Origin of the sequence: Pseudomonas sp. W3I7, assembly GCF_030816095.1 — a bacterium.
In the GTDB taxonomy this organism is placed as follows: Bacteria; Pseudomonadota; Gammaproteobacteria; order Pseudomonadales; family Pseudomonadaceae; genus Aquipseudomonas; species Aquipseudomonas salomonii.
This window is the reverse complement of record NZ_JAUSXP010000001.1, coordinates 4,306,352-4,321,353: the sequence shown is the minus strand read 5'-3', so window position 1 is coordinate 4,321,353 and position 15,002 is coordinate 4,306,352. Positions and strand designations below refer to the sequence as shown.

Here is a 15,002-nt window from a genome sequence, read left to right as displayed (position 1 = left end):
GTGACGCGCATGGCGTCGACAAAGTTCCTTGTGCGAGGTTCATTCTGACACGCCAGACCCAGGGTGCAACAGCTCGGGTGTATTCAAGTTGGCCAGGCGTGGGTCATCGGCGGGGCATTCCAGGCCCACTGCGCCCAGCTGCAGGAAGATCTTGCGCGGGCTGCGCTCACCGGCGTCCCAGGCCTGTTGTACCGCGGTTTTGAGGTGGGTGGGGATGATACAGATCAAGGGTTCCCAGAACGCGCCATGGCGTACCATCACCGGCAGCTGCGGGTTGCGGCGTGCCGCCTCACACAAATCGCCCAACAGCCCTACGTCGATGTTGGGTACGTCACACGGCAGTATCAGCACATGCGCATGCTGCGCGGCGGCCAGGCCCGCGCGGATGCCCGCCAGCGGGCCGGGGAAGTCCGGGCTGTCGTCGCTCACCAACTGGTCGGCATACGGCGCGTACTGCTCATGGTTGCGGTTGCACGAAATGATCAGGTCATCGGTGAGTGGGCGCGTCAGGCGCTGCAAATGGGCAACCAACGGCTGGCCGTGCCAGGGCAGCAGGCCTTTGTCCTGGCCGCCCATGCGTTGGCCACGGCCACCGGCCAGCAGCAGGATCGAACAGGGCAGGGGCGAAGAATCAAGCGACATGGTGGTTCCGCTGCGGCAGGCAAATAGGGGCCTGTGATATAACATCGGGCTGTTTATTCGACAACCGGACCGAGCCATGAAAGCCAAGGCTGATGCGCCTTTCGTACCCCTCAATATCGCAGTGCTGACCGTCAGCGACACCCGCACCCTGGACACCGACACCTCCGGCCAGGTCTTCGTCGATCGCCTGACCGCCGCCGGCCACAACCTGGCCGAGCGTGTGCTGCTCAAGGACGACCTGTACAAAATCCGCGCCCAGGTCGCCCACTGGATCGCCGAAGATGTGGTGCAAGTGGTGCTGATCACCGGCGGCACCGGCTTCACCGGCCGCGACAGCACGCCCGAAGCCGTCAGTTGCCTGCTGGACAAGCAGGTCGATGGTTTTGGCGAGCTGTTCCGCCAGATCTCCGTGGCCGATATCGGCACCTCCACCGTGCAATCACGCGCGCTGGCCGGCCTGGCCAACGGCACGCTGGTCTGCTGCCTGCCGGGTTCGACCAACGCGGTGCGCACCGGTTGGGATGGCATCCTTGCCGAGCAACTGGATAACCGCCACCGCCCGTGCAACTTTGTGCCGCACCTGAAGCAGGCCGAACCCTGCGAATCCCGTGGGTAAGCCCTTGGATAAGCCTTTGCATAAGCCCGGCAAGACTGGCGCTCTGATGCCGGTGGAAGACGCGCTGCGCCAGCTGCTGGACATGGCCGACGCCACGCCGATCCGCGAGCCGCAAGTACTGCCCCTTGCCGATTGCGATGGCCGCGTGCTGGCGCAAGACCTGATCTCCACCCTCGACCTGCCGCCCTGGCCGAATAGCGCCATGGACGGTTACGCCCTGCGCCTGGCCGACTGGACCGGCGAGCCGCTGCCCGTGAGCCAGCGCATCTTCGCCGGCCAGGCGCCACAGCCACTCGCCGCCGGCACCTGCGCGCGCATCTTTACCGGCGCGCCGGTACCTGAAGGCGCCGATTGCGTGGAGATGCAGGAAAACGCCGTGGTCCACGCCGACGACCGCGTGAGCTTCACCGAGCGTTTGCGAGCCGGCCAGAACATCCGCCCCCAGGGCCAGGAAACCACGGTCGGCGAGTTGGTGTTAAACGCCGGCACTCGCCTGGGCCCGATTGAACTGGGCCTGGCGGCCTCCCTCGGGCATGATTGTTTAAGTGTGGTGCGCCGGGTGCGCGTGGCCGTGCTGTCCACCGGCGACGAACTGATCGAACCCGGCCTGCCGCTGGGGCCGGGGCAGATCTACAACAGCAACCGGCGTGTGTTGTGCAGCTGGCTTGTGCGCATGGGCTGTGAAGTGATCGATGCCGGGATTCTTCCGGATGATCTGGAAAAGACCCGCACACGCCTGGCAAGCCTGGGCAGTGTCGACCTGATCCTGTCCACCGGCGGCGTCTCGGTCGGCGAGGCGGATTTTCTCGGCATCGCCCTGCGCGAAGAGGGCGAACTGGCCCTGTGGAAACTAGCGATCAAGCCGGGCAAGCCGCTGACCTTCGGGCACTTTCGCGGTGTGCCGGTGATCGGCCTGCCCGGCAACCCGGCCTCGACGCTGGTGACTTTTGCACTGCTGGCCCGGCCTTATCTGCTACGCCGCCAAGGTGTGCAGGACGTGGCGCCGCTGCGTTTCGAAGTGCCGGTGGGGTTCGTATGGCCTCAGCCGGGCAATCGTCGCGAGTACCTGCGCGGGCGTCTCGAGCAGGGCCGGGCGATTATCTACCGCAACCAGAGCTCCGGCGTGCTGCGCAGCGCGGCGTGGGCCGAAGGGTTTGTGGAGGTGTTGGAGGGGACGACACTCGATATTGGCGACCGCGTCAATTTCATTCCGTTAAGTGAAGTCCTGAACTGACAATAGAGACCGACTGTGGGAGCTGGCTTGCCTGCGATGCAGACACCTCGGTACATCAGGTACACCGAGTTGATGCTATCGCAGGCAAGCCAGCTCCCACATTTGGATTTGCGTGTAGCTAGTAATCATCCCCACGCTCAGTCACATCCCGCTCCACCGGCTCGGCATTCGGGTCATAGCCCACCGGGAATTTGCCCTTGAGCGTCCACGCGAACGCAATAATCTCGGCCACCGTGCGGTACAACTCCTCCGGGATGCTGTCGCCCAACTCCATGCGCGCCAGCAGTTTCACCAGCTCGGCATTCTCATAGATCGGCACTTCATTTTCCCGCGCCAACTTCAAAATGGCTTCGGCCAAGGCATCGTCGCCCTTGGCCGTCAGGGTTGGCGCTTGCTGGCCGTCGTACTTGAGGGCAATCGCCTGGCGTGGCGGAAGGGAGTTTTTCATGCGGTTTCATCCACCCAGCGTTGCTCCAATCCGGTTCGTGGCCCGCGTGGCGGGGTGCCGAGGTGGCAGTCCAGGTCGCCGACATTGATACCCGAGGTCACCAGGCGCTCGCGCAAGCTGCCCAAATGGCTTTCGATCAGGCTGGCGGTGAACGGGCGCGAGGCCCACAGCTGACTGGACAATTTGCCCTGGGTCAGTTGCGCCTGCACCTGCAACGGGCCCAGCGGCTCCATGTCGAAGGCCAGCTCGACGCGCCAAAGCATTTGCTTGGGGTCTTTCTTGTCCTTGCGCTCCGGTTGGTCCTTGTCCGGCGGCGGCTCTTCACGCTGGAACTTGACCTGCAACGGCACAATGTCCTGCAAGGTGCGCATGGGGATTTCCAGCTGCCAGGTGGTTTGCAGCCGGCCATCGGCGGTGGTGCCGGTTTGCTCCAGGCTCGACAGCTGATGGCTTTGCAGCCGGGAAATCGCCCCGGCGGCCAGACGCAGCAGGTTTTCCAGGTCGCCTTCGCCTGCCAGTTTCGCCATCAGCCGGTCCGGCAGCGGAAAGCCCGCCGGGGCTTGTCGGGCGCCGATCTGGCCGAGTGTGCTGAGCGGGTTACGCACGAAATTGGGCAGTACCTGGGCCAGGGTATTGGCGGCGAGAATGGCATTCAGATTCGTCGCGGCGGGCAGGGTCGGCAGCAAATCGGCAACCAGGCGCAGCAGCGCGCCCTTCATGTCCAGAGGCGGAATCTGCGGATCTTGCCCGGCCAACAATTTGGCCTCAAGAAACACCCCGCTGTTTTGTACCAGCTGCGCCAGCACCTTGGGGTTGCTGACTTGCGCCAGGTCGGGCAGGGCATTGAGTAAACGCGCGGCGGCAGCGCGCAGGTCGCTGGAGGTGGTGTCGCCGGCAGGCAGGCTCTGCAGCGCGGTGAACAGCACATCCAGTGAGCCTTGGCGACTTTGCTGGGTCGACAGCTGTTGCGCCACGGCCAGTTGATCCTTCAGACCGCTTAGCGGCACGAAATTCAGGGTTTGCGCATTTTGCACCACGGCGCTGAGCAAGCTGCCGACCCGCAGCGGCTGCGGGCTTTCCAGGCTCAGCGTAGTGCCGGCCAGGGCGTTATTGAGCACGCTGACCAGTGAGCGATAAATCGCCGGTTGTGCGCTGCCTTGCGGCAGCATCTGAGTGGTCAGCACCTTGGCCTGCAACAGGGTGCCCACCGGCATTTGCGTGGTGTCGATGCGCGTCAGCGCGGCCACATTGGCGCTCAAGGCTTGCTGCAAAGTGATGCTCAGGTTGCCGGTCGGCGTCTGGCTCACCGCCACATTGCTGCCCAGGGGCAACGGCTGGGCACTGCTGGCCTGCACCAATGTCTGGCGGCCGCCGTCGAGGGTCAACTTGAGCAACAGCTGAAACGCGTCACCGCCTTGTTTAAGCGCAATCACCTCGGCGTTGGCGGTTTTCCCGGGGTCGATCAGGCCGGTCTGCGGCTCCAGCAGTTTCAACAACTCGCCGGTCGGCGGCAGCGGGGCAGGCCCGGGCGTCGGGGCTGGCGGCAGCGTAGGAAGGTTGATCTCACCGGTCATCGTGCGCGTCGTCTCTGGGGAAATTGCCCTCTTTAGAGTAGGGCATCACATGTATAATGCCGCCCGTCTGCAAAGAGAGCGGTAAAAACCTCACAACTATTTGATCCAGCTCTCTAAAATCGGTCGCCAAAGCCGTTATTGTGCATTTCTCTATAACGGCCGCTGCACCGCCGACTTGAACCGTAAAGGCCCGCGATCTTTTGACCAGCCCTCTTCTAGAAGCCGTAGCGCTTGCCTGTGAACGCGACCTGCGCCTGCTGTTCGAGCACCTCGAACTGCGGCTGGCGGGCGGCGACATGGTGCAGATCAGCGGCCCCAACGGCAGCGGCAAGACCAGTTTGCTGCGCCTGCTGGCCGGTTTGATGCAGCCGACGGCCGGTGAGGTTCGACTCAACGGCAAGCCCCTTAACGAGCAACGCACCGAGCTTGCGCGCAACCTGATCTGGATCGGCCACGCCGCTGGCATCAAGGACGTGCTCACGCCCGAAGAAAACCTCAGCTGGCTTAGCGCCCTGCATCATCCGGCGCCCCGCGATGCCATCTGGCAGGCACTGGCCGCGGTCGGCCTCAAGGGCTTCGAAGACGTGCCTTGCCACACTTTGTCCGCCGGCCAGCAGCGCCGCGTGGCGCTGGCGCGTTTGTATCTGCCAGGCCCGCCGCTGTGGATTCTCGACGAGCCTTTCACCGCTCTCGACAAGCAAGGCGTCGCCCAGCTTGAGGAACACTTGGCCCGGCACTGCGAGCAGGGCGGCCTGGTGCTGCTCACCACCCACCACACGCTGGCGCGCAGGCCCGCCGGTTACCGCGACCTGGATTTAGGGCGGTGGTCGGCATGAGTGTGTTCGCGCTGTTAGTCGCCCGTGAAGCCCGCCTGTTGTGCCGCCGCCCGGCCGAATTGGCCAACCCCTTGGTGTTCTTCGCCATCGTCATCGCGTTGTTCCCGCTGGCGGTCGGCCCGGAGACTAAACTGTTGCAAACCTTGTCCCCAGGATTGGTGTGGGTGGCCGCGCTTTTATCGGTGCTGCTCTCGCTGGACGGGCTGTTTCGCAGTGATTTCGAAGACGGTTCCCTCGAACAGTGGGTCCTTTCGTCGCACCCCTTGCCACTTCTGGTACTGGCCAAGGTGCTGGCACACTGGGTTTTTTCCGGCTTGGCGCTAGTATTGCTCTCGCCGCTGCTGGCGATGATGCTCGGCTTGCCCGTCGAGTGCCTGCCGGTGTTGCTCCTGTCCTTGTTACTCGGTACGCCGGTGCTCAGCCTGTTGGGGGCGGTGGGCGCAGCGTTGACCGTCGGTTTGAAGCGGGGTGGCCTGTTGCTGGCCCTGCTGATTCTGCCTTTGTACATCCCGGTGTTGATCCTGGGCAGCGGCGCCTTGCAGGCCGCGCTCATGGGCATGCCGGCGACCGGTTACCTGCTGTGGCTTGGCAGCCTGACCGCCCTGGCGGTAACCCTGACACCCTTTGCTATAGCGGCTGGCCTGAAGATCAGCGTCGGCGAATAATGAGGTCTGGTTAAGCGACATAATCAGCTCTTCAACATAAGAAAGACCCTGAGCTTTGCGCAATGACGCACAGCCACCGTGATGGAAACAGCAATGAACTGGACCTGGTTTCACAAGCTCGGCTCGCCCAAATGGTTTTACGGCATCAGCGGCAAGTTGCTGCCGTGGTTGAGCGTCGCCGCCATTTTGCTGATCGGCATCGGCCTGGTCTGGGGCCTGGCCTTCGCGCCGCCGGACTACCAGCAAGGCAACAGCTTTCGCATCATCTATATCCACGTGCCCGCCGCCATGCTGGCGCAGTCCTGCTACGTGATGCTGGCCGTGTGCGGCATCGTCGGCCTGGTGTGGAAGATGAAACTGGCCGACGTCGCCCTGCAATGCGCCGCGCCCATCGGCGCGTGGATGACCGCCGTGGCGCTGGTCACCGGCGCGATCTGGGGCAAACCCACCTGGGGTTCGTGGTGGGTGTGGGACGCGCGGCTCACCTCCATGCTGATCCTGCTGTTCCTGTACTTCGGCCTTATCGCCCTGGGCAATGCCATCAGCAACCGCGACAGCGCGGCCAAGGCCTGCGCGGTGCTGGCGATTGTCGGCGTGGTCAACATCCCGATCATCAAATACTCGGTGGAGTGGTGGAACACCCTGCACCAGGGCGCCACCTTCACCCTCACCGAGAAACCGGCGATGCCCGTGGAAATGTGGGCGCCGCTGCTGCTGATGGTGCTGGGGTTCTATTGCTTCTTCGGCGCCGTGCTGCTGATGCGCATGCGCCTCGAAGTGCTCAAGCGTGAAGCCCGCACCAGCTGGGCCAAGGCCCACGTGCAAAACAGCCTGGGAGCCCGTGCATGAACTTCAACTCGTTCAGTGAATTTCTCGCCATGGGCCATCACGGCCTGTATGTCTGGACGGCCTATGGCATCTGCCTGGCGGTGCTGGCCCTCAACGTCGCCGCGCCGATCCTGGCCCGCAAGCGTTACCTGCAACAAGAGGCGCGTCGTTTGCGCCGGGAGACCGATAAGTGAATCCGCTGCGTAGAAAGCGTCTGTTGATCATCCTCGCCATCATGGCCGGCGTCGGCATTGCCGTGACCCTGGCCCTGAGCGCCTTGCAGCAGAACATCAACCTGTTCTACACCCCGACCCAAATCGCCAATGGCGAAGCGCCAGTCGACACGCGCATCCGCGCCGGCGGCATGGTCGAGAAGGGCTCCTTGAAGCGTTCCGGCGATTCCCTCGACGTGACCTTTGTGGTCACCGACTTCAACAAAGCCGTGACCATCACTTATCGCGGCATCCTCCCGGACCTGTTCCGTGAAGGCCAGGGCATCGTCGCCCTGGGCAAGCTCAACGCCGACGGCGTGGTGGTGGCCGATGAAGTACTCGCCAAACACGATGAGAAGTACATGCCGCCCGAGGTCACCAAAGCCCTCAAGGACAGCGGCCAATCGGCCCCTGGCTCAAATGCACAGCCTGCCAAGGAGGGCTAAGCCATGACGTCCGCACTGTTTATTCCGGAGCTGGGCCAGTTGGCGATGATCCTCGCCCTGTGTTTTGCCATCGTCCAGGCCGTGGTGCCGTTGCTCGGCGCCTGGCGCGGCGACCGCCTGTGGATGAGCCTGGCGCAGCCGGCTGCCTGGGGCCAGTTCGCGTTCCTGGTGTTCGCATTCGGCTGCCTGACCTACGCCTTTATGACCGACGACTTTTCTGTCGCCTACGTGGCCAATAACTCCAACAGCGCCTTGCCGTGGTACTACAAGTTCAGCGCCGTGTGGGGCGCCCACGAAGGTTCGTTGCTGCTGTGGGCCTTGATCCTCGGCGGCTGGACCTTTGCCGTGTCGGTGTTCTCGCGCCAACTGCCGCAAGTCATGCTGGCCCGCGTGCTGGCGGTGATGGGCATGATCAGCATCGGCTTCCTGCTGTTTTTGATCATGACCTCCAACCCGTTCACGCGCATCCTGCCGCAGATCCCGGCGAACGGGCATGACCTCAACCCGTTGCTGCAAGACATTGGCCTGATCGTGCACCCGCCGATGCTCTACATGGGCTACGTCGGTTTTTCCGTGGCCTTTGCGTTCGCCATCGCCGCCTTGCTCGGCGGGCGCCTCGATGCAGCCTGGGCGCGCTGGTCGCGGCCGTGGACCATCGTCGCCTGGGCGTTCCTTGGTATCGGTATCACCCTCGGTTCGTGGTGGGCTTACTACGAACTTGGCTGGGGCGGCTGGTGGTTCTGGGACCCAGTAGAAAATGCGTCCTTCATGCCTTGGTTGGTCGGCACCGCCTTGATTCACTCGCTGGCGGTCACCGAAAAACGCGGCGTGTTCAAAAGCTGGACAGTGTTGCTGGCTATCGCGGCGTTTTCCCTCAGCCTGCTGGGTACTTTCCTGGTGCGTTCGGGCGTGCTCACGTCGGTGCATGCCTTTGCGTCCGACCCGGAGCGCGGCGTATTCATCCTGATCTTCCTGCTGTTTGTGGTCGGTGGCTCGCTCACCCTGTTTGCGTTGCGTGCGCCGGTGGTCAAGAGCCAGGTCGGCTTTAACCTGTGGTCGCGCGAAACCCTGCTGCTGGGCAATAACCTGGTGCTGGTGGTGGCCGCCTCGATGATCCTGCTTGGCACCTTGTACCCCTTGGTGCTCGACGCTTTGAGCGGCGCCAAGCTGTCCGTCGGCCCGCCGTACTTCAACGCGTTGTTTATCCCGTTGATGGGCCTGTTGATGGTGGTCATGGCCGTTGGTGTGCTGGTGCGCTGGAAAGACACACCGGTGAAATGGCTGGCGGGCATGCTGATGCCGGTGCTGCTGGGCAGTGTGGCTTTGGCGGTGTTCGCTGGTTTCGCTTATGGCGACTTCAACTGGGCGGTGCTGGCCACCTTCCTGCTGGCTGCCTGGGTATTGCTGGCCGGCGTGCGCGACATCTTCGACAAGACCCGCCACAAAGGCCTGATCAAAGGTCTGCCAACATTGACCCGCAGTTACTGGGGCATGCAGGTCGCCCACATCGGCATCGCCGTGTGCGCCCTCGGCGTGGTGCTGTCCAGCCAGAACAGCGCCGAGCGCGACCTGCGCCTGGCGCCGGGTGAGTCCATGGACCTGGCCGGTTACCACTTTATCTTCGAAGGCGCCAAGCACTTTGAAGGCCCGAACTTCACGTCCGACAAAGGTACTGTGCGGGTGGTGCGCAACGGCAAGGAAGTGGCGGTGCTGCACCCGGAAAAACGCCTGTACACCGTGCAAAGCTCGATGATGACCGAAGCCGGTATCGACGCCGGTTTCACCCGCGACCTGTATGTGGCGCTGGGTGAACCCTTGGGCGACGGCGCCTGGGCAGTACGCGTGCATGTGAAACCGTTCGTACGCTGGATCTGGTTCGGCGGCCTGCTCACCGGTTTCGGCGGGTTGCTGGCCGCGCTGGATCGGCGTTATCGGGTCAAGGTCAAAAGCCGCGTGCGTGAAGCCCTCGGCCTGCAAGGAGCGGCGGCATGAAGCGTTGGTTGATGGTGTTGCCGCTGGCGGCCTTTCTGGTGATGGCCGTGTTTTTGTATCGTGGCTTGTACCTGGACCCGGCCGAGTTGCCTTCGGCGATGATCGGCAAACCCTTCCCGGCGTTCAGCCTGCCGACGGTGCAGGGCGATAAAACCCTGACCCAGGCCGACCTGCTGGGCAAACCGGCGCTGGTCAACGTGTGGGGCACCTGGTGCATCTCCTGCCGCGTTGAACACCCGGTGCTGAACAAACTGGCCGAGCAGGGCGTGGTGATCTACGGCATCAACTACAAGGACGACAATGCGGCGGCCTTGAAGTGGCTGGCCGAGTTCCACAACCCTTATCAGCTGGATATCCGCGATGAGGACGGCAACCTGGGCCTCAACCTCGGTGTGTACGGCGCCCCGGAAACCTTCTTTATCGATGCCAAGGGCGTGATCCGCGACAAGTATGTCGGCGTGATCGACGAAGTGGTCTGGCGCGAGCAACTGGCGGCCAAGTACCAGGCACTGGTCGATGAGGCCAAGCCATGAAGCGTCTGTTAGCCGCTGCTGTGTTGGCACTTGGACTGGTTGGCGTTGCCCATGCGGCCATCGACACCTACGAATTCGCCAAGGACGGTGACCGCGAGCGTTTCCGCGAACTGACCAAGGAACTGCGCTGCCCCAAATGCCAGAACCAGGACATCGCCGACTCCAACGCCCCGATCGCCGCTGACCTGCGCAAAGAGATCTTCCGCATGCTGGGGGAGGGCAAGGACAACCAGCAGATCATCGACTTCATGGTCGACCGCTACGGCGATTTCGTGCGTTACAAACCGGCCCTCACCGGCAAGACCGCGCTGCTCTGGTTCGGCCCTGCCGGGCTGTTGCTGGCCGGTGTAGTGGTGATGGCCGTGATCGTGCGCCGCCGCCGCGCCGCGCCTACTGATGGTTCCGATGCGCTGTCTCCCGATGAGCGCAAACGCCTCGACCAATTGCTGGACACCAAGACTGATGATTGATTTTTGGCTCGCAGCAGGGTTGCTGCTCCTGATTGCCCTGAGTTTCCTGTTGATCCCTGTACTGCGCGGCCGCCGTGCCCAGCGTGAAGAGGATCGCACCGCGCTGAACGTGGCGCTCTACCAAGAACGTGTGGCCGAGCTGCAAGTGCAGCAGGACGAAGGTGTACTGAATGCCGCGCAACTCGACACCGGCCGTGCCGAGGCTGCGCGCGAGTTGCTGGCTGATACTGAAGGTGTGGAAAAGCCGCGTGAATCGCGCCTGGGCAAACCACTGCCGTTATTGGCGGCGTTTCTCGTGCCGGTCCTGGGCGTTGCGCTGTACCTGCATTACGGGGCGAGCGACAAGGTCGAACTGACCCGCGAATTCTCCCAGCCGCCGGTGTCGATGCAAGACATGACCCGCCGCCTGGAGCGCGCCGCCGCCGCCCAGCCGGACTCGGCGGAGGGCTTGTACTTCCTCGGCCGCGCCTACATGGCTCAGGACCGTTCGGCCGATGCCGCCAAGATCTTCGAACGCACCGTCGCACTCGCCGGTCGCCAGCCCGAACTGCTCGGCCAGTGGGCGCAGGCGCAGTACTTTGCCGACAACAAACAATGGTCGCCCAAGGTGCAGGCGCTGACCGATGAAGCCTTGAAGCTCGACCCCAAGGAAGTCACCAGCCTCGGCCTGTTGGGTATCGCCGCCTTTGAAGGCCAGCGTTATCAGGAAGCCATCGACTACTGGAACCGCCTGTTGGCCCAGTTGCCACCGGAAGACAACTCCCGTGTCGCGCTGCAAGGTGGTATCGACCGCGCGGCCGAGAAGCTCAAGGAAAGCGGTGGCACCGTTGCGGCAAAAACCGTGATGAAAGTGCGCGTGGACCTGGCCCCCGAGGTGAAGGCCAAAGCCCTGCCTACAGACAGCGTGTTTATCTTCGCCCGTGCGGTAAACGGCCCACCGGCGCCGTTGGCGGCCAAGCGTGTCACCGTGGCTGAACTGCCGGTCACCGTCGAACTGGGCGATGCGGACGCAATGATGCCGCAGTTGAAACTGTCGAACTTCCCCGAAGTCCAACTGGTTGCGCGCATATCCCGGGCCGGTCAGCCGACCACTGGCGAGTGGATCGGCCGCAGCCAACCCTTGGCCAGCACCACCACTGCGCTGCAGCAGCTGACCATCGACACTCCGGACAAATAATTCGAGGAAACGCCTATGACCGCATTTGCACGCATCACCTTGCTCAGCCTGGTACTCGGCTTGAGCGCTTGTGCGGTCCACCGGCCTCCCGCGCCCACCGGCCCGACCATCCCGCCGTCGGGGCCTGCAACCCAGCCGGGCACCAAGCCGTCCGGCCCGGTAACGCCGCCGCCGAAACCTGTGCCAAGCAAATCGCCGACCTTCGCCCCGCCGCCTGGGGCTGCCAGCCACTGGGACGGCAAGATGCAGGTGTACGTGCTGGACGAACAGCCCGACACCTTCTACCGCCAGCGCACCTACTACCGCTGGAGCAACGGCTGGAGCCGCTCCATCAGCCCGAATGGGCCGTGGGAAGACACCGATGTGCACGGCGTGCCGCCGGGGTTGAGCAAGCAGTACGCGCAATGACAAAAGGCGACCTTTGAAAGGTCGCCTTCTTTATTCCCGACTTGAAACGCAATCCCCTGTGGGAGCTGGCTTGCCTGCGATAGCGGTGTGTCAGCGACCCATCTGCCAAATGACCCACCGCCATCGCAGGCAAGCCAGCTCCCACAGGGGTTCACCGCGCTATCAAGCGACGGGACACTCCCGATTCAGCGCTTGATCCACCAACAACTGCGCAATCTCAACCATCTGCACCACCGCCAGCACCTGTTTGCGGCTTGAGCCGTCCAAATGCTCGGCACAGTCGTAGGCACACACCGTCGCCGATTCCAGCATCTCGCTGGCATTGCTCAAGGCAACTTCGGTACTGAGGCCGGGGCGGACGGTGAAGATGAGGTTGGGTGGGGATTGTGGAGTGTCATCCGAAGTGGATGGCGGAGGGTTAGGCGTGAGTTTTTTCATGGTGAAGCTCCTATGAATGAGCACCTCCATCTCGCTACCACACGATGTAAGGAGGCGACTGTACACGGGGTGGTAGACCGGTCATAGAAACCCGGCAGGCCGAAGCCTCCCATGCACAGCCGCCACAAAGCAGCCCGCACAAAAAAACGCCCGTAAGCGTTTTGGGGATCTATGAAAGAACCGGGCTACCACACCCGTTCGCTGATTTTGCAGCGACCCGCGAAGGTTAGCGGCGAGGTTGCTCGGACGCAACCTGAAAGATGTGTAGGGCAGGTCCCACAACTGCCCCCCCCCACCCTGTGGCGAGGGAGCTTGCTCCCGCTGGACTGCGCAGCAGTCCCAACCCAGCCACCTTCGATCCACCTGACACACCGCGCCCGTCGTTTTTTGGGGCCGCTTCGCAGCCCAGCGGGAGCAAGCTCCCTCGCCACAGGGGATTGCGGTGGCTTGGCAACCTTTCACAAAACCTTCATCAATCCGCCCCCGTGCAGTCATGTGCAAGTAATAGCACTGACACCTCCCGCGCCTACTGTCGTTTGAACTCAACCGCAGCCCTTGTGTGGCTGTTCAAACCAGACAGAGAAGCCCATGACTCACGCTATCCATGTCGATCACTTGAACAAGACCTTTGCGAAGAAATCCGCATTGGTCGACCTCGAACTCACCATTGCATCCGGTGAGATGGTCGCGCTGATTGGCGCTTCCGGCTCCGGCAAGTCCACCTTGTTGCGCCACTTGGCCGGCCTGGCCTGTTGCGACAAGAGCAACGGCGGCAGCGTCACGGTGTTGGGCCGGGAGGTGCAGGCCAGTGGACGCTTGAATGGCAAGGTGCGGCGGTTGCGCGCAGACATCGGCTACATCTTCCAGCAGTTCAACCTGGTCAATCGCCTGAGCGTACTCGACAACGTATTGCTCGGCTGCCTGGGCCGTATGCCGCGCTGGCGCGGCAACCTCGGTGTGTTCAATGCCGAGGAAAAGGCGTTTGCCCTCCAATCCCTCGCCCGCGTGGGCTTGGCCGACCTCGCCGGGCAGCGCGCTTCGACCTTGTCCGGCGGCCAGCAGCAGCGTGTGGCGATTGCCCGCGCATTGACCCAGCGCGCCGAAGTCATCCTCGCCGATGAGCCTATTGCCTCGCTGGACCCGGAGTCGGCGCGCAAGGTCATGGAGATCCTCGCCGACATCAACCGCCGCGACGGCAAGACCGTGGTGGTGACCCTGCATCAAGTCGATTACGCCATGCGTTATTGCCCGCGTGCCGTGGCCCTTAAAGGTGGGCGGATTCATTTCGACGGGCAGGGCAGCGCCATGAGCAGCCAGTTCCTCAACGATTTGTACGGTGCCGACGTCGACACCAGCCTGATGTTTTCCGACCAGACCCGCACAGCCGTCGCCACGCCTCGGCTGGCCATGGCGCGCGCTTGAAACCCTACTCACGACCCACAGGAATTCCGTCCATGTTGAACCGTATCGGCCACGTGTTTCTGTCTGCGGTGTTGCTGGCCGGCGCCGTCATGGGCACTGCCCAGGCCGCCGACAAAGCCATCAACTTCGGCATCATGTCCACCGAGTCTTCGCAGAACCTCAAGAGCATCTGGCAGCCATTTTTGGATGACATGCACAAGAAGACCGGCCTGACCATCAACGCCACCTTCGCCTCCGACTACGCCGGGTTGATCCAGGGCATGCGCTTTAACAAGGTCGACGTGGCCTGGCTGGGCAACAAGGCCGCGATGGAAGCGGTGGACCGTTCCAACGGCGAGATCTTCGCCCAGACCGCCGCCGCCAACGGCGCTGCCGGTTACTGGAGCGTGCTGATCGTGCGCAAGGACAGCCCGATCAACAACGTCGACGACATGCTCAAGAACGCCAAGAACCTGACCTTCGGCAACGGTGACCCGAACTCCACCTCGGGCTACCTGGTGCCGGGCTACTACGTGTTCGCCAAGAACCATGTGGATGCCGCCACCGCGTTCAAACGCACGCTCAACTCCAGCCATGAAGTCAACGCACTCAGCGTGGCCAAGGGGCAGTTGGACGTGGCCACCTTCAACACCGAAAGCTGGGACCGCCTGGAAGTCACCCAGCCGGACAAAGCCGCGATGCTCAAGGTGATCTGGAAATCGCCGCTGATCCCGGCTGACCCCATGGTGTGGAGCAAGGCGCTGACGGACAGCGAGAAAACCAAGATCCGCGACTTCTTTGCCCACTATGGCGACACCGATGAAGAGAAGGCGGTGCTGAAGAACATGCAACTGGGCAAGTTCCTCGCCTCCAACGACGACCAACTGCTGCCGATCCGCCAGCTGGAGTTGTTCAAGCAGCGCACCACCATCAGTGCAGACGACAAGCTGGAAGCGGCCGACAAAGCCAAGAAGCTCGCCGACATCGATGCTGACCTGGCCAAGCTGCAACAGCGCATCTCCGAGCTGGACAAGAAGACCGCAGCCAACGGCTAACCCCCTGTAGGAACCGGGTCAATGTGG

18 protein-coding genes are annotated in these 15,002 nt (G+C 63.0%); 14 read left to right on the top strand and 4 right to left on the bottom strand.

What is annotated here, in order from left to right:
* Positions 1–39: 39 nt before the first annotated feature.
* Complete coding sequence (mobA, locus tag QF043_RS19875; RefSeq protein ID WP_307419897.1) at positions 40–642, bottom strand: molybdenum cofactor guanylyltransferase MobA; 603 nt, start codon at positions 640–642, stop codon at positions 40–42.
* Positions 643–718: 76 nt separating this feature from the next.
* Here mobA and moaB point away from each other — a divergent pair, with 76 nt between their 5' ends.
* Both moaB and glp read left to right on the top strand, forming a co-directional pair.
* Positions 719–1,258 (top strand): molybdenum cofactor biosynthesis protein B, encoded by a 540-nt coding sequence (moaB, locus tag QF043_RS19870; protein ID WP_056857153.1) that lies wholly within the window; start codon positions 719–721, stop codon positions 1,256–1,258.
* 46 nt (positions 1,259–1,304) lie between these two features.
* A complete protein-coding gene (gene glp, locus QF043_RS19865) occupies positions 1,305–2,492 on the top strand; it encodes a gephyrin-like molybdotransferase Glp (RefSeq protein ID WP_307421453.1) in 1,188 nt (395 codons plus the stop codon).
* Positions 2,493–2,610: 118 nt separating this feature from the next.
* Here the strand turns inward: glp and QF043_RS19860 are convergent, their stop codons facing one another.
* Together QF043_RS19860 and QF043_RS19855 are read right to left on the bottom strand one after the other, a co-directional pair.
* On the bottom strand, positions 2,611–2,940 hold the full coding sequence (locus QF043_RS19860) for an EscU/YscU/HrcU family type III secretion system export apparatus switch protein (protein WP_056857152.1): 330 nt from the start codon (positions 2,938–2,940) through the stop codon (positions 2,611–2,613).
* Entirely contained in the window at positions 2,937–4,514 is a 1,578-nt protein-coding gene (locus QF043_RS19855) for a flagellar hook-length control protein FliK (RefSeq protein ID WP_307419896.1), read from the bottom strand. Before QF043_RS19855 ends, QF043_RS19860 begins: the two co-directional genes overlap by 4 nt.
* Before the next feature lie 200 nt (positions 4,515–4,714).
* Between QF043_RS19855 and ccmA the strand changes: the two genes are divergently transcribed.
* From ccmA to QF043_RS19805, 10 genes are all read left to right on the top strand, one after another.
* Positions 4,715–5,350 (top strand): cytochrome c biogenesis heme-transporting ATPase CcmA, encoded by a 636-nt coding sequence (gene ccmA, locus QF043_RS19850; RefSeq protein WP_307419895.1) that lies wholly within the window; start codon positions 4,715–4,717, stop codon positions 5,348–5,350.
* Complete coding sequence (gene ccmB, locus QF043_RS19845; RefSeq protein ID WP_014717701.1) at positions 5,347–6,015, top strand: heme exporter protein CcmB; 669 nt, start codon at positions 5,347–5,349, stop codon at positions 6,013–6,015. Before ccmA ends, ccmB begins: the two co-directional genes overlap by 4 nt.
* A gap of 93 nt (positions 6,016–6,108) precedes the next feature.
* A complete protein-coding gene (locus QF043_RS19840; RefSeq protein WP_307419894.1) occupies positions 6,109–6,864 on the top strand; it encodes a heme ABC transporter permease in 756 nt (251 codons plus the stop codon).
* Positions 6,861–7,037, top strand: coding sequence for a heme exporter protein CcmD (ccmD, locus tag QF043_RS19835; RefSeq protein WP_017136196.1), 177 nt, complete (start codon positions 6,861–6,863; stop codon positions 7,035–7,037). Before QF043_RS19840 ends, ccmD begins: the two co-directional genes overlap by 4 nt.
* The gene (gene ccmE, locus QF043_RS19830) at positions 7,034–7,501 is read left to right on the top strand and encodes a cytochrome c maturation protein CcmE (RefSeq protein WP_200432739.1); all 468 of its coding nucleotides are present in this window, start codon (positions 7,034–7,036) and stop codon (positions 7,499–7,501) included. Before ccmD ends, ccmE begins: the two co-directional genes overlap by 4 nt.
* 3 nt (positions 7,502–7,504) lie before the next feature.
* On the top strand, positions 7,505–9,493 hold the full coding sequence (locus QF043_RS19825; RefSeq protein ID WP_307419893.1) for a heme lyase CcmF/NrfE family subunit: 1,989 nt from the start codon (positions 7,505–7,507) through the stop codon (positions 9,491–9,493).
* Positions 9,490–10,026, top strand: a complete 537-nt coding sequence (locus QF043_RS19820; protein WP_219268110.1) for a DsbE family thiol:disulfide interchange protein — start codon at positions 9,490–9,492, stop codon at positions 10,024–10,026. Before QF043_RS19825 ends, QF043_RS19820 begins: the two co-directional genes overlap by 4 nt.
* Entirely contained in the window at positions 10,023–10,496 is a 474-nt protein-coding gene (locus QF043_RS19815) for a cytochrome c-type biogenesis protein (protein ID WP_017136200.1), read from the top strand. Before QF043_RS19820 ends, QF043_RS19815 begins: the two co-directional genes overlap by 4 nt.
* Positions 10,489–11,673 carry a c-type cytochrome biogenesis protein CcmI gene (ccmI, locus tag QF043_RS19810; protein WP_307419891.1) on the top strand — a complete coding sequence of 395 codons (1,185 nt, stop codon included), beginning with the start codon at positions 10,489–10,491 and terminating at the stop codon, positions 11,671–11,673. The genes QF043_RS19815 and ccmI overlap by 8 nt, the downstream gene beginning before the upstream one ends.
* Positions 11,674–11,688: 15 nt before the next feature.
* Positions 11,689–12,081, top strand: coding sequence for a hypothetical protein (locus QF043_RS19805; RefSeq protein WP_056857144.1), 393 nt, complete (start codon positions 11,689–11,691; stop codon positions 12,079–12,081).
* Positions 12,082–12,243: 162 nt separating this feature from the next.
* Here QF043_RS19805 and QF043_RS19800 read toward each other — a convergent pair whose 3' ends face one another.
* Positions 12,244–12,519 carry a DUF6124 family protein gene (locus QF043_RS19800; RefSeq protein WP_307419890.1) on the bottom strand — a complete coding sequence of 92 codons (276 nt, stop codon included), beginning with the start codon at positions 12,517–12,519 and terminating at the stop codon, positions 12,244–12,246.
* A 588-nt stretch (positions 12,520–13,107) separates the two neighbouring features.
* On the opposite strand from QF043_RS19800, the gene phnC reads away from it, so the two are divergent.
* Both phnC and phnD read left to right on the top strand, forming a co-directional pair.
* Positions 13,108–13,941, top strand: a complete 834-nt coding sequence (gene phnC / locus QF043_RS19795; RefSeq protein ID WP_307419889.1) for a phosphonate ABC transporter ATP-binding protein — start codon at positions 13,108–13,110, stop codon at positions 13,939–13,941.
* 32 nt (positions 13,942–13,973) lie between these two features.
* Positions 13,974–14,975, top strand: coding sequence for a phosphonate ABC transporter substrate-binding protein (gene phnD / locus QF043_RS19790; RefSeq protein ID WP_307419888.1), 1,002 nt, complete (start codon positions 13,974–13,976; stop codon positions 14,973–14,975).
* Positions 14,976–15,002: the final 27 nt, after the last annotated feature.